19 protein-coding genes and 1 tRNA gene are annotated in these 17,703 nt (G+C 40.0%); 8 read left to right on the top strand and 12 right to left on the bottom strand.

Features of this window, described 5'->3' with window-relative positions; genetic code table 11:
- The first annotated feature begins 3 nt into the window (after window positions 1-3).
- Genes nqrF through NE848_RS06685 form a run of 3 tightly spaced genes read left to right on the top strand, consistent with a single transcriptional unit; the run spans window position 4 to window position 2,704 of the window.
- Window positions 4-1,290: an NADH:ubiquinone reductase (Na(+)-transporting) subunit F gene (nqrF, locus tag NE848_RS06675; RefSeq protein ID WP_252111715.1), complete on the top strand. Its 1,287-nt coding sequence runs from the start codon at window positions 4-6 to the stop codon at window positions 1,288-1,290.
- 44 nt (window positions 1,291-1,334) lie between these two features.
- Complete coding sequence (locus NE848_RS06680) at window positions 1,335-1,691, top strand: Na(+)-translocating NADH-quinone reductase subunit F (protein ID WP_252111717.1); 357 nt, start codon at window positions 1,335-1,337, stop codon at window positions 1,689-1,691.
- A gap of 2 nt (window positions 1,692-1,693) precedes the next feature.
- Complete coding sequence (locus NE848_RS06685) at window positions 1,694-2,704, top strand: FAD:protein FMN transferase (RefSeq protein ID WP_252111719.1); 1,011 nt, start codon at window positions 1,694-1,696, stop codon at window positions 2,702-2,704.
- Between the two features lies 1 nt (window position 2,705).
- Here NE848_RS06685 and NE848_RS06690 read toward each other — a convergent pair whose 3' ends face one another.
- The 7 genes from NE848_RS06690 to NE848_RS06720 form a co-directional block, all read right to left on the bottom strand.
- The gene (locus NE848_RS06690) at window positions 2,706-3,473 is read right to left on the bottom strand and encodes a class I SAM-dependent methyltransferase (RefSeq protein WP_252111721.1); all 768 of its coding nucleotides are present in this window, start codon (window positions 3,471-3,473) and stop codon (window positions 2,706-2,708) included.
- A gap of 1 nt (window position 3,474) precedes the next feature.
- Window positions 3,475-4,038 (bottom strand): HNH endonuclease, encoded by a 564-nt coding sequence (locus NE848_RS06695; RefSeq protein WP_252111723.1) that lies wholly within the window; start codon window positions 4,036-4,038, stop codon window positions 3,475-3,477.
- On the bottom strand, window positions 4,031-4,846 hold the full coding sequence (gene map / locus NE848_RS06700; RefSeq protein WP_252111725.1) for a type I methionyl aminopeptidase: 816 nt from the start codon (window positions 4,844-4,846) through the stop codon (window positions 4,031-4,033). Before map ends, NE848_RS06695 begins: the two co-directional genes overlap by 8 nt.
- Before the next feature lie 8 nt (window positions 4,847-4,854).
- Window positions 4,855-5,259 carry a BT0820 family HAD-type phosphatase gene (locus NE848_RS06705; protein ID WP_252111727.1) on the bottom strand — a complete coding sequence of 135 codons (405 nt, stop codon included), beginning with the start codon at window positions 5,257-5,259 and terminating at the stop codon, window positions 4,855-4,857.
- Window positions 5,260-5,311: 52 nt separating this feature from the next.
- On the bottom strand, window positions 5,312-5,866 hold the full coding sequence (locus NE848_RS06710) for a TlpA family protein disulfide reductase (RefSeq protein WP_252111729.1): 555 nt from the start codon (window positions 5,864-5,866) through the stop codon (window positions 5,312-5,314).
- Window positions 5,867-5,871: 5 nt separating this feature from the next.
- Window positions 5,872-7,389 (bottom strand): 2,3-bisphosphoglycerate-independent phosphoglycerate mutase, encoded by a 1,518-nt coding sequence (gene gpmI / locus NE848_RS06715; protein WP_252111731.1) that lies wholly within the window; start codon window positions 7,387-7,389, stop codon window positions 5,872-5,874.
- Between the two features lie 83 nt (window positions 7,390-7,472).
- A complete protein-coding gene (locus tag NE848_RS06720; RefSeq protein WP_252111733.1) occupies window positions 7,473-8,243 on the bottom strand; it encodes a M48 family metalloprotease in 771 nt (256 codons plus the stop codon).
- A 229-nt stretch (window positions 8,244-8,472) separates the two neighbouring features.
- On the opposite strand from NE848_RS06720, the gene NE848_RS06725 reads away from it, so the two are divergent.
- Window positions 8,473-9,210: a murein L,D-transpeptidase catalytic domain family protein gene (locus tag NE848_RS06725; protein WP_252111735.1), complete on the top strand. Its 738-nt coding sequence runs from the start codon at window positions 8,473-8,475 to the stop codon at window positions 9,208-9,210.
- On the opposite strand, the gene NE848_RS06730 is transcribed toward NE848_RS06725, so the two are convergent.
- The 3 genes from NE848_RS06730 to NE848_RS06740 are packed head-to-tail and all read right to left on the bottom strand — an operon-like array spanning window position 9,211 to window position 11,699.
- On the bottom strand, window positions 9,211-10,839 hold the full coding sequence (locus NE848_RS06730) for a L,D-transpeptidase family protein (protein ID WP_252111737.1): 1,629 nt from the start codon (window positions 10,837-10,839) through the stop codon (window positions 9,211-9,213).
- Window positions 10,840-10,863: 24 nt separating this feature from the next.
- A complete protein-coding gene (locus NE848_RS06735; protein ID WP_252111739.1) occupies window positions 10,864-11,145 on the bottom strand; it encodes a GNAT family N-acetyltransferase in 282 nt (93 codons plus the stop codon).
- A 2-nt stretch (window positions 11,146-11,147) separates the two neighbouring features.
- Window positions 11,148-11,699, bottom strand: a complete 552-nt coding sequence (locus NE848_RS06740; RefSeq protein ID WP_252111741.1) for a ClpP family protease — start codon at window positions 11,697-11,699, stop codon at window positions 11,148-11,150.
- A 225-nt stretch (window positions 11,700-11,924) separates the two neighbouring features.
- Between NE848_RS06740 and NE848_RS06745 the strand changes: the two genes are divergently transcribed.
- Window positions 11,925-11,997 (top strand) — tRNA-Gly (locus tag NE848_RS06745).
- 298 nt (window positions 11,998-12,295) lie between these two features.
- Here NE848_RS06745 and rho read toward each other — a convergent pair.
- Entirely contained in the window at window positions 12,296-13,924 is a 1,629-nt protein-coding gene (gene rho, locus NE848_RS06750; protein ID WP_252111743.1) for a transcription termination factor Rho, read from the bottom strand.
- A 195-nt stretch (window positions 13,925-14,119) separates the two neighbouring features.
- Between rho and NE848_RS06755 the strand changes: the two genes are divergently transcribed.
- On the top strand, window positions 14,120-14,530 hold the full coding sequence (locus NE848_RS06755) for a DUF4293 domain-containing protein (RefSeq protein ID WP_252111745.1): 411 nt from the start codon (window positions 14,120-14,122) through the stop codon (window positions 14,528-14,530).
- A 59-nt stretch (window positions 14,531-14,589) separates the two neighbouring features.
- On the opposite strand, the gene NE848_RS06760 is transcribed toward NE848_RS06755, so the two are convergent.
- A complete protein-coding gene (locus NE848_RS06760) occupies window positions 14,590-15,078 on the bottom strand; it encodes a metallophosphoesterase family protein (RefSeq protein WP_252111747.1) in 489 nt (162 codons plus the stop codon).
- 109 nt (window positions 15,079-15,187) lie between these two features.
- Between NE848_RS06760 and truA the strand changes: the two genes are divergently transcribed.
- Window positions 15,188-15,934: a tRNA pseudouridine(38-40) synthase TruA gene (truA, locus tag NE848_RS06765; protein WP_252111749.1), complete on the top strand. Its 747-nt coding sequence runs from the start codon at window positions 15,188-15,190 to the stop codon at window positions 15,932-15,934.
- A complete protein-coding gene (locus NE848_RS06770) occupies window positions 15,935-17,701 on the top strand; it encodes an ABC transporter ATP-binding protein (RefSeq protein WP_252111751.1) in 1,767 nt (588 codons plus the stop codon).
- The last annotated feature ends 2 nt before the right edge of the window (window positions 17,702-17,703 follow it).

The following is a 17,703-nucleotide window of genomic DNA, read 5'->3' on the forward strand; positions in this document are numbered from 1 at the left end:
ATTATGACAGTTATTATAGCGAGTGTAGTAGTATTCTTAGTTCTAATTTTGTTATTGGTATCCGTGCTACTTGGAGCCAAGGCAAAACTGGCACCATCTGGTCCTGTAACTATTAATGTTAATAATGAAAAAGATATTGAAGTAGGTTCAGGTGGAACTTTACTTTCAACTCTTGGAGATAATAAACTTTTTCTTCCTTCTGCCTGTGGTGGAGGTGGAACCTGTATCCAGTGTAAGTGTATCGTAAAAGAAGGTGGTGGAGCAATCCTTCCTACCGAAGAGCCGCACTTTACTAGAAAAGAGATCGCTGATGGTTGGAGACTTGGATGCCAGGTAAAGGTAAAGCAGGATATGAAGATCCAGATTCCGGAAGAGGTATTTGGTATCAAGAAATGGGAAGCTACCGTAGTTAGAAATTATAACGTGGCGTCGTTCATCAAGGAATTCGTTGTTGAGATTCCTGAAGATATGGACTACAAAGCGGGTGGATACATTCAGATTGAAGTTCCTAAGTGTGAGGTGAAATTCGAAGATATGGATATCACTGCGCACCCAGAAGAACATGATACTCCAGATAAGTTCCAGGCCGAGTGGGATAAATTCAAATTATGGCCACTTGTAATGAAGAATCCTGAGACAGTGGAGCGTGCATACTCTATGGCTTCTTACCCTGCAGAAGGGCGTGAGATCATGCTTAACGTGCGTATTGCTACTCCACCATGGGATAGAGCAAAAGACACCTGGATGAGTGTAAACCCTGGTGTTGCTTCTTCTTATATCTTTAGTTTGAAGAAAGGTGATAAAGTTACAATTTCAGGACCTTACGGTGAATTCTTTATCAACGAAAGCGATGCTGAAATGCTTTACGTTGGTGGTGGAGCCGGAATGGCACCGATGAGATCTCACCTGTACCATCTGTTCAGAACTTTGAAGACCGATAGAAAAGTTACTTACTGGTACGGTGGTCGTTCTAAGCGTGAATTGTTCTATACTGAGCACTTCAGAGCTTTGGAAAGAGACTTCCCTAACTTTAAGTTCTACCTGGCCCTGTCAGAGCCGATGGAAGAAGATAACTGGAAAGTAAAATCCAGTCTTGATGATGAGGGAGATGGATTCGTAGGCTTTATTCACCAGGTAGTAATAGACAATTACCTGTCTCATCATGAAGAGCCAGAAGAGATCGAACTATATTTCTGTGGACCTCCATTGATGAACAAAGCTGTTCAAAAAATGGGAGAGGATTTTGGAATCCCACCAGAGAATATCCGCTTCGATGATTTCGGAGGATAATAAAAACAGAATCCCGCTTCGGCGGGATTTTTTATCTTTGAGCCATGCCTAAACTTAATAGACAGGAATTGCATAATCTGGCGATGAATATCGTTGGGAAGGATCTGGAAGATCATGGTTATGAATTTCTAGGAGTTAATTCAGAACTCAAGAAGAACCCCCAGTTCGTTGCCTTAAAAGATCAGAAACTTCATTTTGTGATCGTAAGGGCTATTGAATATCCTGATGATCCATCTGCATACGATCCGGTATTCTTTAAAGAGATCAAGGAGCACGCCGATAAATTCAACGCTCGTACTTTTTATGCCGCGGTTGGGCTGGCAAATTCCAGTGATTATGATAAGCCAGTGACCAGCGAAGAAGATTACGTGGTTAACTATTCCGGTTGGAAAGAGATCTAATTATGAAAAAATTATCAGGCTTATTTATTGTCATCATCTTATTGGTTTCGTGTGCCAAAGAAACTGAACAAGCTAAAAGGTTCAGCGGTGAGGCCCTGGGAACCACTTATTCTGTTCAGTTTTTTTCAGAAAATGATTTGAATTTTGAAAAGGCCATGGATAGTATAATTGATGAGATCAATACTTCCATGAGCACCTATACCACGAAATCTGATATTTCCAGGATCAATCGGGGCGATTCTACGGTCAAGGTGGACGAACATTTCAGGAAGGTCTTTAAGGCTTCAGAAAAGATATTTAAGGAAAGCAATGGTTTTTTTGATCCTACTGTAGGTGTGCTTGTAAACGCCTATGGTTTTGGTCCGGAGAAAAGGCTGATGGAAATTGATAGTGTCACTCTTGATTCTTTACATGCTCTTGTAGGCTTTGATAAACTAACTTTAAATGCAGACAACACTATTGGCAAGGAAAACCCTTTAATTTATCTGGACTTCAATGCAATTGCGAAAGGATATGCTATCGATGTAATTGCTGAATATTTAGAGAAGAATGAAGTTGAGAATTACCTGATAGAACTTGGAGGGGAATTAAGGGCAAGAGGTAATAATCTTACTAATTCATCAGAGTGGATTGTCGGGATTGATGATCCATTACAAATGGAAGGGAACAGAAGTTTATACGCGAAGTTAAAACTTGAGAATACCGCGATGGCTACTTCAGGAAATTACAGAAAATACAGGGTAGATTCTCTGAGCGGTGAGCGATATGTTCATACAGTCAATCCATTAACAGGTAAGGCTGAAAAGAGTAATCTGCTAAGTACTTCAGTGCTTGCAGAAAATTGTATGCTGGCCGATGGCTATGCAACCGCTTTTATGGCACTCGGTCTGGAAAGGTCCAAAGAAATGTTGAATCATTTGAATGGAGTGGAAGTTTATATGATCTATTCCGCAGAGAATGGGGATGTGGAAGTATTTTCTAGTCAGGGCTTCGAAAAACAGCTTGTAGAGTAAACTATTTCTTTCTGCACACAGGAATTATTTCTCCAGCTGCCAGTCTGTAATGATCAATCTGTTCTGGGGTAAGTTGCGAGGTGTAATCTACCTCTTCAACGTCAAAACCTATTTGTCTTAATTTCTCAAAGTAGTCTCTTCCGTAGACTCTTACGTGGTCATATTGACCAAAGATCTTTGCGCGTTCCCGGGGGTCTGTAATGGAATCGTCCTGGAAAGTCTTTTCTCTGTTAAGGTCCTGTGGAATCTGTAAAATTGCGGTTCCTCCCGGTTTCAGGATACGATATAGTTCCTCCATGGCCTTACGATCATTGGGAATATGTTCCAGAACGTGGTTGCATAAAATAAAGTCGAAACTCTCATCTTCAAAAGGAAGATCGCATATATCTGCCTTTACATCGGCTAACGGAGAATTGAGATCCGTGGTAGTGTAATTCAAATTCGGAAGCTTTCGGAAGCGCTTATAAAAAGCCTGTTCCGGTGCAAAATGTAGCACTTTGAGATCACTACTGAAAAAAGCGGTTTCGTTCTTCAGATAAAGCCATAGGAGTCTGTGCCTTTCCAGTGAAAGGGTAGAAGGGGAAAGAACATTTTCCCGCTGTTCCTCGTAACCATAAGGTAAAAACTTCCTGAAACCGCTTCCATCAATAGGATCGGTATATCGTGTACCCTTAAGATAAATCTTTAAAAACGGCCTTACCAGGTAACTAATTCTTATAAGAACCGGCCTGGGAATACTATTTAAGGCCAGTTTAAAAAGATTACTCATTCTATACTTCGATATCTCCCCAGTTTTCACCCGATTTGATGCGATACAATTGCATCTCGGAAACGCCGAATTGTTTGGCGAGTACTCTTATACGGGTCTTTCTTTCGGGATCTAAAAGTTTTTTCTTTAGGATAACTGCCTGAGCATAGGTCAACTTGGAATAAGAAGTGACTTTTCGAAGTTTTCTCTTCCTTTTGTTCTCCTTTACTTTAGGACTGTTGTACTGATGTTGGACCCATTCGTCTTTGGTGGCCCAAGCCAAATTAGATACGCGATTGTCGTTTTTCACGAAGTTCTTGTGAATTACGTACTGATCGCCTTCTTTCTTTTCTAAAAACATCTCTGCGATGACACGATGAATGTAATACGTTTTGTGTTTTCCATTCTTCAATTTAACCGCGAAGTTTAAATATCCACCTACTTTTCCGCCTTTCATTAGTTCGCCTTCCGGATTTTTCAGATAACTGATCATTCTTCCGAAATTTGAGACTTTGTAGACAAAGCGGTCTTCCCAGGAATCTTTGTGTAGGGTCTTCCAGATTTCCTGTCTGTAACTTTTAATCATAAACTTTTGCTCTAAATTCGTCTTCTTCTTTGGTATTAATTTTTAATGATTCATAAATGTATTTAAATGTAGATAGTAATTCGGGTTTACCGTCTACAAGAGCCACATTATGCTCAAAATGAGCACTTGGCTTGTTGTCGGCGGTTAGTATTGTCCATCCGTCAGGTAGTTGCTTTATCCGTTTTGTTCCCATATTGATCATGGGTTCTATGGCAACAACCATCCCTTCGATGAATTTTTTGCCTCTCCCACGTCTTCCGTAGTTAGGCATTTCAGGGTCTTCGTGCATGGTGCGACCAAGGCCGTGGCCTACAAGCTCTCTAACCACGCCATACCCGTGTTCTTCTGTGTACTTTTGTATGGCATAGCCTACGTCTCCAACACGATTTCCCGCTTTGAACTCTCTCATTCCAATATAGAGAGATTCTTTAGTAACTTCCAGTAATTTCTTTACCTCAGGAGCTACCTCGCCTACTTCAAAAGTGTAGGCATGATCGCCGTAGAAACCATTCTTTATTGCACCACAGTCTATAGAGATAATATCTCCTTCCTTAAGTGGTGTTTTGTTCGGGATACCATGTACTACCTGGGCATTCGGACTCATACAGAGTGAGTTGGGGAAATCGTAAAGTCCTAAAAAACCAGGTTCGGCTCCGTGGTCACGAATAAATTCTTCGGCCATTTTATCCAGTTCCAGAGTCGTCACTCCCGGTTTGATCTCAGGAGCTAATATTCCAAGTGTTTTGGAAACGATTAGCGCACTTTCGCGCATTAATTCTATCTCTTCTCTGGATTTAGGTATAATCATATTCTTCTCTAAAATCTTCCAAATAAACCGGATCTTTTCTTTTTCTTTCCGTTCTTCTCCGGTTTGTTATTCGTTAAACTCTGGTATATTTCTCCCCAGCCTTTTAAGCCTCCAAGATTACGGTCATCGATAAAAATATCAGCCAGGATTTTTCGGCTTATTGTTTCATCATATTCCTCCTCTGGATAGCTTTTGTTCACCGCGTAGAATTCAAGTCCATTCTTCTGGCAGAATTCAACGGCTTCTTCCAGCCGATCACCATTCCGATAGGTCCATAAGATAAGGCGATGCCCTTCATCCTGCAATTTTTTTAAGGATTCAAAAGCAAAAAGTATAGGCTTTCCAATTTCGGGGAATCTGTTCTCTACTATAGTCCCGTCAAAATCAACTGCTATCGTAAGAGAATTGGGCATAATGCGAAATTAGTTAATATTTTCTAATTTAAGTCTTTAGCTTTGATATAACTTAGTCTGCGTAGGAATTTTTGTACTTTTTCCCGCTAACGATCCTTGCGATATCATCTTCTATACTTTCTTCCTGCGGATATTCCACAAACCGGTTCACTTCCTTTCCATCTTTATAGAAAATGATAGTTGGTACATGATGCACATCGAGCTCTTTCTCAATGTTAGAAGGAGTGGCTTTATTGTGATCTACGGCCACCATTTCGAGCTTATCGTAATTATAATTGGCCTTATCAAGTAGTTTCAGGAATTTTGGAACCTCTCTTCTGCTATCGCCACACCAGGTTCCCATAAGTAATTTTATATCATAATCACTTATATTCTCCTTAATACTGTTCATTGAATCATCATTTGGCGAAAATCTTTCATATTCTGGTTCAAACCAGGTGACAAAAGGTTTTTTCTTCAGGTCTTCCTTCTTGAATTCTCCAAGAAGCATATCCTTCTGGATTTCGCTCACTTCAATTTCCTCAGCTTCATATTCACTGGTATTTTTATTTATGGTATTTCCACAGCTTAGGGTTATGACCGCAAGCAGGATTAGAATCTTTTTCATAAATCTTAAATTAGAGGATCTTCGGTCATTAAATCTGGTTTCTCAATGCCCATTAACTTAAGAACGGTTGGGGCAATATTTCCTAGCTTGCCATCCTTAATGCTTTTCACATCCTTGTCCATAAGAATTAACGGTACCGGGTTGGTTGTATGTGCGGTATTAGGACTTCCGTCCGGATTTTTCATTACTTCACTGTTCCCGTGGTCTGCAATAATTATAACTGAATATCCTTTTTCAAAAGCGGTTTCGGCAACTTCTTTTGCACAGGTATCCACAGTTTCACAGGCCTTCACAGCTGCATCAAAATCGCCAGTATGACCCACCATGTCTGGGTTGGCAAAATTAAGGCAGATAAAATCAGCCGATTCTTTTTCTATTTCAGGAACAATCTTATCCTTGATTTCAGCAGCACTCATTTCTGGCTGAAGATCATACGTAGCCACCTTTGGCGAATTGCACATGATCCTTTTTTCTCCTTTGAATTGTTCTTCCCGCCCGCCGGAAAAGAAGAAAGTCACATGAGGATATTTTTCTGTTTCAGCGATCCTTATCTGTTTCTTTCCTTCATATTCAAGCACTTCTCCAAGAGTAGCCTTAATATTGGACTTTTTGAAGATGATATTAATATTTTTAAAAGTGTCATCATACTTTGTCATGGTAACATAGTATAATGCCAGCTTCTTCATATTGTATTCTGGAAAATCATCCTGAGATAGTGCCTGGGTAAGCTGTCTACCTCTGTCTGTCCTGAAATTGAAATAGATCACCACATCCTTTTCACTCAATTTGGCCACAGGTTCTCCATTATCATCGGTAAGTACTATTGGTTTTATGAACTCATCGCTTACATTATCGTCATAACTCTCCTGGATTGCTGCAAGCGGATCGGTGGTTTTCTTTCCTTCACCGTGAACAATCAGGTCGTATGCCTGTTTCACACGTTCCCAGCGTTTGTCACGGTCCATCGAGTAATATCGGCCTATTATTGACGCTAATTTCGAATTTGTTTTTTCAAGATGTGGAAGAAGGTCTTCGATAAAGCCTTTACCCGAATGTGGATCCACATCCCGTCCATCTGTAAAGGCATGCACATATTTGTTCTTTACACCCAGTTCTTCGGCAGCAGATAAAAGGCCTTTTAGATGATTTATATGAGAATGTACACCTCCATCGCTAACGAGTCCCATGAAGTGCACAGGTTTATTATTCTTGACCGCATAATTAAAGGCTTCTTCCAGAACGGGTTCATCCTTCAAAGTATCTTTCTCTACGGCCATGTTTATTTTTACCAGATCCTGGTAAACCACACGTCCCGCTCCCAGATTCATATGTCCAACTTCACTGTTTCCCATCTGGCCTTCAGGGAGGCCTACGTTCATTCCATCTGTTCTAAGTGTGGCATGTGGAAATTTCTCCGGAAGAGAATCCATAAAAGGAGTGTTAGCCTTTGCAATGGCCGAAACTTCTTCATTTTGAGTAATTCCCCAGCCATCCAGTATCATTAAAAGGACTTTCTTTTTCATTATAGCTAAAACAATTTTGGGCGTTAAAGATAAAAACATTTCGCCGCAATGCCAGAATCCGTTTCTATAATCTTTTATTAAAACTAGCGATAATGCTCTATGGCTTCCCGAATTTTTTCAATTCTGTTCTCTGGATCGGGATGGGTGCTTTGAAATTCGGGAACCCTGTTAGGTCCAGCGGCCTCTTTCAGGATCTCCATAACCCTGATCAGAGCTTCGGGTTCAAAGCCTGAGTCCAGCATAATCTTTACTCCAAGATTGTCACTTTCAAGCTCATCACCACGCCCGTATTTCATGTTGACCAAATTGGCGAAGACTGCTGCAGCCTGGGTGGCCTCATGGCTATCAGAGCCTATCGCAACCCCGGTAAGTACGGTATTGGTGAAACCCTGTTGGGCCATTCTTTCAGCCGAATGCCGACCTATTACCTGACCTATCTCATGAGCCAGCACACCAGCCAGCTGATCTTCATTCTGTAATCTTGAATAAAGGGCATAGGTTATAAAAACAGGTCCTCCGGGCAGGGCAAATGCATTAATTGTTTTAGGATCTGAAAGTACATAGAATTTAAATTCATAAGGAGCGCTGGAAGCTATGCTGTTCTGCACCAGCTTTTGCCCTACCTCCCTAACAGTTTGCTGAGCCTCATTATCTGGATGCAAGCCTCCGTATTCATCTAACATAATAGGGGTGCTTTGTGCACCCAGAGCGATCTCTTCTTCCGCCGTTATATCCACATACTGGGTTTCGCCGGTATAAGGATTTTCTTCTGCCGAAGAACAGAATTTGATGATCCCGAAGATCACTATGGCGGCTCCAATTCCTAGTCTTAACAAATTTTTTCCAATTCTCATATAGGGTATACTTTAAAACTTTAACATTTATATTTTCCGAAAAGTAAAATAATAGGTGGTTTGATGCGTTGATGGAATACACCTGATTTTTGCCTTAGGTAGCTTATAAAGAGCCTATTAAAAGTTCAAATTGTTAAAATTCATGATTTTTTCAAATTAATCCCGAATTTTTGTATGTTGGCAGGACTTTTGGTTTTTATTAACAAAAAATTAGATAAAGCTGAATTATATGAAGTACCGAATCCTTACTGTTGTTGGAGTGTTAATTTTCTCATTCGCCTTCAGCAGTACCGATGAAATCAATTATTCTAACAATTCCGAAATCACTACGGAACTCTCTGTTGAAACCAAAACTGAAAAGACCTTTAAGGAAAAAGTCGCCGATCTGTATCAGACTTTTTCATTAAATAATTCCGCTATGCCGAAGCTTCCTGTATTTGAAAAGGCAATGAACGGATATTTAAAACTGGAAAAAGAAGGTAGAGTTTCTAATCCATTACTTACTATTATTGACTTCGATCTTTCTTCAAAGCAAAAAAGAATGTGGATCCTTAATATGGATACACAGCAGGTAGTGTTCAATACTTTTGTAGCACATGGAAAGAATACAGGTGTTGAATTCGCTAAAAATTTCTCTAATAAAGTGAATTCACATCAAAGCTCTCTTGGGTTCTATGTAACCGGAGAAACTTATTATGGTAAGAACGGACTTTCTCTGTTTATCGATGGAATGGAAAAAGGATTTAATTCTAATGCACGTAAGCGTTATGTTGTGATCCATGGAGCCAATTATGCAGAGCCTGAGTTCATTCAAAGAGTTGGGAGGCTTGGAAGGAGTTATGGTTGCCCTGCCGTTCCAAATAAAGTGGCGAAGAAACTCATAAATACCATCAAGGGAAAATCTGTGGTTTATATCCACAAGAATAACGAGAATTATCAGAAAACATCTGAATACCTGAATAGTTAATTAACCTGCTGGTTTTAACTGTTCCCACAACTTGTTGTCAAGATTATAGATATCATCGATAAATTTGGTGGTATCTTTTTCATTTATAACGGTCCAGTAAAAATGATGGACCTTTACCACCTGGGTTACGGGAATCTCTGTGATCTTTCCTGATTTGATGATCTCTTCTATCTTTTCATCATCATATTTTTCCTGGTCGCTTAAAAGATATTTTGCAAGGTCAAGAGCATCCTGCACTCTAACACAGCCTGAGCTTTGGGCTCTCGCATTTTTCTGAAAAAGATCTTTTGAAGGGGTGTCGTGCAGATAGATCATATACTCGTTAGGATAGATGATCTTTACCACCCCGAGTGGATTGGATGCACCGGGTTGCTGACGGTAGGTGTAGGAAAGAGGTTTTGATGATGACCAGTCTACAGTAGAAGGATCCACTAAATTTCCATCAGAATCAAAAACTCTGAGGCCTTTTTTTCTAAGGTAGTTTGCATCTCTTCTCATTCCGGGGATCACATCGTTCTTTTTAATAGTAGGAGGGATGGTCCAGGTGGGATTGTAAACTATGTAACCCACCTCATCTGAGAAGACCGGGGTTTTTCTTACCTGGGTGCCCACCATGGTCCTGTGCGACCTAATTGTATCTCCATTTTTAACCACACTTAATTTATAGTGCGGGATATTTATGATAATATAATGCTCTCCCAGATCTCTTGGGTACCATCGCCATCTTTCAAGATTTACAAGTATTTGGTGGTATCTATCCCTACGTGTAAGATTGAGATTTTTAATGGTAGTGCTGCCAAGTAGCGCATCGACCTGTAAACCGTGATCCTGCTGAAAGGCTTTTACGGCATCCTGTAATTTTAGATTGTAATTGGTGTTTGTGGAGTCTACATTCTCCTTAAAATATCCAAGCTCGGCAAGGCGTTTGGCTACCAGCTCAATCCTTGCATCTGATTCTCCCGGTCTGATAAGCTTTCCATCGGGTATTTTGGTGATAGAATCTTCTTCGATACCCGCTCTTTTGAATTTTTTCAATGCTTTTTTGAGATCGTGATACACTATATGCTTAGGCCTTACCGAATCGAGGGCCTTCTGGATATCTCCTTCAGAAATAGCCTTTTTTAATAGTTCTTTGGAATCTATTTCATTTAAAGGTGTTCCCCAAATTTCATATAGGTCTTTCGGGTTAAGTTTTCCTGTTGCCAGGTCTTCTGAAAGTTTAAGGAAAGCATCTGTGAGTAGGATTTCCAGGAAGGTATTTTCCTTTTTTGAATTAGTGTCCAGCGAGCTAAGCAATTCCTGAAGGATATCCCCATGATAATCTTCGAAAAAAAGACCTTCGTTTTCTATATTTTCTATATTTCTGTACAGATCTTCCCTTAATTCCCTTTGATTCCAAACAGGACTATAATCGTTTTCCTTATAGAATGATGCTACTGCAGAGAGATTATATAATTCCGGTTCAGCTTTGTCTTCATCAAAAAAATCCTCAATTCTGCCAGGTTTGGTAATAGAGGTGATTTCTTCTACTTCATTTCTTTCCTCAATGCCTGGAGCTTTCTTTTCATTTTTACATCCAGATAGCAGGATTAAATAAAAAAGACAGGATATTAAAACCGGGGCTCGCATATAATATTTTTTCAAAAAAATATGCTATGAGGCCCTTACGTCCTGGTAATCATTCTCATCAAACTTGATCTCGGCAAATGGACAGAGCGGATCTATTTTTAAACTGTGTTCCCTTGCAAACTCCACGCTTCTTTCCACCAGCCTGGAGCCAATACCCTGGTTTTCCAGCTCCCTTTTAACTTCGGTGTGGTCTATAGTGAGAACATTATCTGAGTTCTTATAGTAAGTAAGTTCGGCGATAAGGCCTTTGTCATTTTCAATATAGAACATCCCTCGCCGGTTGTTTTCTTTATGTTTAATTTCCATTTCTATTTCTTAAAAATCCCATCAACAATTCCATAATCCATAGATTCTTCAGCATCCATCCAGTAATCCCGGTTAAAATCCTTAAGCACTTTTTCTACGCTTTGTCCGCAGTTTTCAGACAGTATCTTTGCGCTAAGGTGTTTGGTCTTCAGGATTTCGTTTGCTGCGATCTCGATGTTAGAAGCCTGACCTCGGGCCCCTCCGCTTGGCTGATGTATCATCACTTTTGCATGAGGCTGAATGAACCTTCTTCCTTTCTTTCCCGCGGAAAGGAGTATGGAACCCATAGATGCAGCAAGTCCTGTACATATCGTGGAGACCGGTGAATCAAGGCTCATGATGGTATCATAGATAGCAAAACCATCTGTCACAAAACCTCCCGGGCTGTTTATAAAAAGCTGAATTTCGTCATTTCCATCCAGGTCTAGATATTCGAGGCGGTCTATCACGTATTTTGCCGTTTTATCATTAACCTCTCCCCACATATAAATCTTTCTTTTCTCTAATAATTTATTGTCGATTAAATCCTGAATCTTTCCGGTTTTATTTTTCATGAAATCCATTTATATGTTTTTAATTTTCGAAGTCGTAGCTAAAAATAGGACTATTTTGTTAGAAAATAGAAAGGAATAACCGCCATTTAACAAGATTTTAAATGAAGAAAATATTTATGAGATGACCCTGGTTTTGGAAACAATTTTTCATTGCCAGACATTTTGAAAAAAGCTGCAAAATTTTTTGGAATTTGAAAAAGTTTCAGATTATATTTGCAGGCACAGGCGGGAGTAGCTCAGTTGGTAGAGCGTCAGCCTTCCAAGCTGAATGTCGCCGGTTCGAACCCGGTCTCCCGCTCTAAAGACTTCATTGCGAAATGAGGTCTTTTTTTATGCCTGAATATCAATGAAAATTGGGGTTAAGGGTGAGAAGCCTGTCCTGAGTGAAGGCGAAGGGAACCCGGTCTCCCTCTCTGGATGGCATCTCAAAACACTGGATTTCGTCAAGCTGAACTTGTTTCAGCTTCTAATCAATACTTATTTTCAATTTTTTGAGATTCTGAAATAAATTTTGAATGACGTTTGAAGGTGATTATAGAAAATAACAAAGCCACGCTTTTTGGGCGTGGCTGTCAAAGTAGGGTTTAACAGTCTATCTAACCGTTCATGGAGATTAGAAACTCTTCGTTATTTCGGGTGCTTTTGATCTTATCATTGATAAATTCCATAGCTTCCACAGGATTCATATCTGCAAGATATTTTCTAAGTACCCACATACGTTGAATTGTGTTGTCGTCTAAAAGAAGATCGTCTCTACGCGTGCTTGAAGAAACAAGATCGATGGCAGGGAAGATCCTTCTGTTGGAAATTCTTCTGTCTAACTGAAGTTCCATATTACCGGTTCCTTTGAATTCTTCAAAGATGACTTCATCCATCTTCGAGCCTGTTTCAGTAAGCGCAGTGGCTATTATAGATAACGAGCCTCCGTTCTCTATATTACGCGCAGCTCCAAAGAATCTTTTTGGTTTGTGCAATGCATTCGCGTCTACACCACCACTCAATACCTTACCACTGGCAGGTTGTACGGTGTTATATGCACGTGCAAGTCTTGTAATGGAGTCAAGTAGGATCACCACATCGTGACCACACTCAACCAGTCTTTTTGCCTTTTCAAGTACGATATTCGCTACTCGAACGTGCTCATGAGCTTCCTTGTCAAAAGTTGAAGCTACAACTTCACCTTTTACATTTCGCTGCATATCTGTAACCTCTTCAGGTCTTTCATCAATAAGCAGGACGATCTGGTAAACTTCAGGATGGTTTGCTGCAATAGCGTTCGCAATATCCTTAAGCAACATGGTCTTTCCAGTCTTTGGCTGGGAAACGATCATTCCACGCTGTCCTTTTCCTATAGGAGCGAAAAGATCCATTACCCTTGTGGAAATTGAACTTTGCTTTTCGGCAATATTGAATTTGTCCTTAGGGAAAAGAGGAGTAAGGTGCTCAAAAGAAACACGATCTCTCACTACCTGCGGATCAAGGCCGTTGATCTTATTTATCTTGATAAGAGGGAAATATTTTTCTCCTTCCTTGGGAGGTCTTATCTGTCCCTGAACTGTATCACCTGTCTTAAGACCGAAAAGTCTTATCTGAGATTGTGATACATAAATATCATCTGGAGAAGTAAGGTAATTATAGTCTGAACTTCTCAGGAAACCGTAGTTGTCCTGCATGATATCCAGTACTCCCTCACTTTCTATGATGGCGTCAAATTCATAATCGGGCTCACGGTAACGGTTTCTGTTGTCGCGATTCCCGTTATTCTTTTTATCGTTGCGGTTGTCGTTGCGATTATCGTTGCGGTTATCGTTGCGGTTATCATTTCTGTTATCGCTTCGTCCCCGATTGTCTTTTTTGTTGGACTGACTTCTGTCACGGCCACTTTTGCCTGAACCCCGGTTGTCATCTTTTTGAGAAGGATGAGAGGTGTCTTTTCCTGAAGGCTTAGTAGATTGAGAGGACTTGGAAGAATCTGCAGACTTTGGAGGTCTTTTGTCGCTACCAACTTTTGCTTTGGCTGGTCTTTTCGGCTTCTCATTCGCCGATCCCTCATTTTCTTCGGTGAGTACTTCTTTCACTTTTTTTGGATTTGATGCCTGGTAATCCAGAATCTGATACACCAAATCTAATTTTTTTAAAGTCTTGTACTTAGGAACGTTAAGCGTTTGAGCAATTTCCTTAAGTTCAGGAAGCTTTTTAGCTTTTAATTCTGAAATTTCAAACATGAATGCGTTAAAATAATTTTTTTCGTTTGGGTTGATTTTAAAACTTCTCGAAGAAGAACAAAAAGTTTTGGAGACTTAAGTAACCAACGTTGAATGGGTTACGAAATGTTCTTGCAATAATACAACTTTATTTTAAACTTTTACACAGGAATTCTAAAAAGAATCTTTTATTTTTGTGCCGCAACACTAAAAACTATGCTTCAAAGAATACAAACTATTTACTTGCTTTTAAGTATCATAACGAGTGCAGGACTTATATTTGTATTTTCACTTTGGGAGAATTCTGCGGGTGAGCCTGTTTATGCCCAGGACCAGCTAATCGCGTTTGGGATGTTTCTTGCCTCTGCAGCAATTTCATTAGTGAGCATTTTTATGTTTAAGAATAGAAAACTCCAGTTTGTACTGGGGCGTCTAAATATAATATTGAACCTTTTTTTACTAGGAGTGTTTGTTTATTGGTCTCTAACTTTACCTGGAGAAATAGATATTTCAGAGAAGGGTATTGGGATGTTCATCCCGGTTGTTTCTATCGTTTTTCTTGTTCTGGCTAACAAGGCCATCAAAAGGGACGAAGATCTCGTAAAATCTGTAGACCGATTACGATAAGCCTATCATCTTAGTAGTATTAGTGCGTGAAAAACCCGAAGTTTTAGCTTCGGGTTTTTTTATTCCAGTTCTATAACTTCAAGGTCTTTTATATCCTTTCCCTCAATTTTAAATCGGAGCATTGTTCTTTTTTTATGAAAACCCTTTTTGCCTGCCGCTCCAGGGTTCATATGGAGCAGGTTTAGGTTCTTGTCATTCATCACTTTTAAAATATGTGAGTGACCAGAGATAAAGATCTTTGGAGGGTTTCTTTTTATTTCCTCTTTAATCGCCGGGGAGTATTTTCCGGGGTAACCGCCAATATGGGTGATCCACACATCCACATCCTCACAGTTAAACCTGTTATTCAGCGGAAATTCTTTTCTAATGGTCGCATTGTCAATATTTCCGTATACAGCCTTCAAAGGTTTTAATTCCTTTAGCTTATCGGTTACATCCAGACTTCCTATATCGCCTGCATGCCATATTTCATCTGCTTCACCGGCATAATGCAGTATCCGCTCATCCATATGGCCATGAGTATCACTTAGGAGAAGTATCTTTTTCAAATCTCAGATATTTTTAAATTTCGTTTAACAAAGGATGACTTTGGAAAGACTTTTTCCTTGGCATAATTGCCTTATCTTTGCATTTCGCTAATATAAAAATAAAGCGGACTTGAGGTATTTTATAGAACTCTCATATTTTGGAAAGGCTTATCATGGGTGGCAGAATCAGCCAAATTCGATAAGCGTTCAGGAGGTTCTGGAAGAAAACCTTAGCAAGGTCCTGCGTAAGTCGGCAGAGATCGTTGGAGCTGGAAGAACAGATGCGGGAGTGCATGCCAAACAGATGTTTGCTCATTTTGATCATAATGAAGTCCTGGATGAAGCATTACTGAAGTATAAGCTGAATTCCATGCTTCCTAAAGATATAGCCATTGCTGATATTTTTAAGGTTAGGGAAGATGCCCATGCCAGATTTGATGCGATATCCCGAAGTTACGAATACCATATTGTACAGGAAAAAGATGCTTTTGAGCAGGATTTCGCCTGGTTATTGAGACAGAAGATTGACCTTAAAAAGATGAATGAAGCGGCTTCAATATTGAAAGCTTATACTAATTTTAAGTGTTTTTCAAGGAGTCGTACAGATGTAAAGACTTATAATTGCAGGATTGAGCAGGCCGAATGGAAAAAGGAGGATAATAAGTTGGTTTTTCATATTACTGCCGACAGATTCCTAAGAAATATGGTTCGGGCTATTGTAGGGACACTTATCGAGATAGGCCAAAACAAATATCCTGTATCTCAAATGCACAAGATCATTGAGAGTGAAGACAGGGGAGAAGCGGGAGCGTCAGTCCCTGCTCATGGATTGTATTTAACCAGGATCATATATCCTGAAAACATTAGATTGAAATAGATGGCATCAAAAACCGGAAATGCGTTCGATATGGATCTGTTTAAGCGTTTGCTTAAATACACCAATCCTTATAAACGAATCTTCTATTTCGTTGGGATTGCCGCAATTCTGGTTTCCCTGTTTGCAGTATTGCGCCCCATACTTCTGCAACAGGCCATCGATGAGGCCCTAATGCCTGCCGATTTCGATAGTTTGATATACTATGTTAGCCTGATGCTTGGCGTACTGATGCTGGAAGTGCTTTTTCAGTTCTGTTTTATTTATTACGCTAACTGGCTCGGGCAGGAGGTAGTACGTGATATAAGAGTGAAGCTCTTCAAGCATATGCTTGGCTTCAAGATGAAGTATTATGACAAGTCTGCCGTTGGCCGTCTTGTTACCAGGGCGGTGAGTGATATTGAAACAATCGCCAGTATATTTAGCCAGGGGTTATTTATGATCATAAGTGATCTTCTCAAGATGCTTGTGGTGCTTGGAGTAATGTTCTATAAGAGCTGGGAGCTTACTCTGCTTGTTCTTACGGTTCTTCCTTTCATTTTGTATGCTACACGCGTGTTTCAGAAAAAAATGAAACTGGCTTTTGAAGAAGTAAGAACTCAGGTGGCCAATCTGAATACTTTTGTTCAGGAACGAATCACCGGGATGAAGATCGTTCAGCTCTTTACCCGGGAAAAAACCGAATATGCTAATTTCAAGGAAATCAATGATAAACATAGAAAAGCCTGGGTGAAGACGGTTTGGTATAACTCCATATTCTTCCCTATAGCTGAAATGTCAACTTCTATCACCATAGGTTTGATCGTATGGTTTGGTGGATTAAGAGTAGTGGCCGGGGATGAAATGTCGCTGGGTATCATAGTTGCTTTCATCGAGTTATCCCAGATGCTTTTCAGGCCTTTGAGACAGATAGCAGATAAGTTTAATACCCTGCAAATGGGAATGGTGGCGGCAAATCGTGTTTTTGGTATCCTTGATACAAAAGCCAGTATTGAAGATAATGGAAATCTTGAGGTGGATAATCTTAAAGGTGAAATTGAATTCAGGGACGTCAGGTTTAGCTATGTGGAAGATGAAGAAGTTCTGAAAGGAGTCTCCTTTAAAGTTTATCCGGGAGAAACGGTTGCTATTGTTGGAGCAACGGGTGCAGGTAAATCCACGATCATCAATCTGCTTAGTCGTTTTTATGAGATCAACAGTGGTTCTATACTGGTTGACGGTATTGATATTAAGGATATCCAGCTTAGATCACTGCGTGCTCAGATAGCGGTGGTATTGCAGAATGTATTCCTGTTTGCAGATACAATTCTTAACAATATTAATCTTGATAACCCGGATATTTCTGAAGAGGATGTGATCACTGCCGCTAAACAAATAGGGATTCATGAGTTCATAAGTTCACTGCCTAATGGATATCATTATAATGTAAAGGAAAGAGGGGCGATGCTTTCTTCCGGACAGAGGCAGTTAATATCTTTCCTGAGGGCTTATGTTAGTAATCCCAGTATCCTGGTTCTGGATGAAGCTACATCATCGGTAGACTCATATAGCGAGCAGCTTATCCAGGAAGCTACCGATAAAATTACTGAGGGACGAACTTCTATAGTAATTGCACACCGTCTTGCCACGATCAAAAAAGCCGATAAGATCATCGTGATGGATCAGGGAGAGATCGTTGAAATTGGAAACCATCGTGAATTACTTCAAAAAGCTGATGGTTATTATAAGAAATTATATGAGGTGCAGTTTAAAGCTGAAGAGGCTTTATAGGT

It is taken from the genome of Gramella jeungdoensis, from assembly GCF_023805255.1.
In the GTDB taxonomy this organism is placed as follows: Bacteria; Bacteroidota; Bacteroidia; order Flavobacteriales; family Flavobacteriaceae; genus Christiangramia; species Christiangramia jeungdoensis.

Coding starts and splice junctions, on each gene's coding strand:
- nqrF (WP_252111715.1), top strand. CDS start 4: ATGACAGTTATTATAGCGAGTGTAGTAGTATTCTTAGTTCTAATTTTG.
- NE848_RS06680 (WP_252111717.1), top strand. CDS start 1,335: ATGCCTAAACTTAATAGACAGGAATTGCATAATCTGGCGATGAATATC.
- NE848_RS06685 (WP_252111719.1), top strand. CDS start 1,694: ATGAAAAAATTATCAGGCTTATTTATTGTCATCATCTTATTGGTTTCG.
- NE848_RS06690 (WP_252111721.1), bottom strand. CDS start 3,473: ATGAGTAATCTTTTTAAACTGGCCTTAAATAGTATTCCCAGGCCGGTT.
- NE848_RS06695 (WP_252111723.1), bottom strand. CDS start 4,038: ATGATTAAAAGTTACAGACAGGAAATCTGGAAGACCCTACACAAAGAT.
- map (WP_252111725.1), bottom strand. CDS start 4,846: ATGATTATACCTAAATCCAGAGAAGAGATAGAATTAATGCGCGAAAGT.
- NE848_RS06705 (WP_252111727.1), bottom strand. CDS start 5,259: ATGCCCAATTCTCTTACGATAGCAGTTGATTTTGACGGGACTATAGTA.
- NE848_RS06710 (WP_252111729.1), bottom strand. CDS start 5,866: ATGAAAAAGATTCTAATCCTGCTTGCGGTCATAACCCTAAGCTGTGGA.
- gpmI (WP_252111731.1), bottom strand. CDS start 7,389: ATGAAAAAGAAAGTCCTTTTAATGATACTGGATGGCTGGGGAATTACT.
- NE848_RS06720 (WP_252111733.1), bottom strand. CDS start 8,243: ATGAGAATTGGAAAAAATTTGTTAAGACTAGGAATTGGAGCCGCCATA.
- NE848_RS06725 (WP_252111735.1), top strand. CDS start 8,473: ATGAAGTACCGAATCCTTACTGTTGTTGGAGTGTTAATTTTCTCATTC.
- NE848_RS06730 (WP_252111737.1), bottom strand. CDS start 10,839: ATGCGAGCCCCGGTTTTAATATCCTGTCTTTTTTATTTAATCCTGCTA.
- NE848_RS06735 (WP_252111739.1), bottom strand. CDS start 11,145: ATGGAAATTAAACATAAAGAAAACAACCGGCGAGGGATGTTCTATATT.
- NE848_RS06740 (WP_252111741.1), bottom strand. CDS start 11,699: ATGAAAAATAAAACCGGAAAGATTCAGGATTTAATCGACAATAAATTA.
- rho (WP_252111743.1), bottom strand. CDS start 13,924: ATGTTTGAAATTTCAGAATTAAAAGCTAAAAAGCTTCCTGAACTTAAG.
- NE848_RS06755 (WP_252111745.1), top strand. CDS start 14,120: ATGCTTCAAAGAATACAAACTATTTACTTGCTTTTAAGTATCATAACG.
- NE848_RS06770 (WP_252111751.1), top strand. CDS start 15,935: ATGGCATCAAAAACCGGAAATGCGTTCGATATGGATCTGTTTAAGCGT.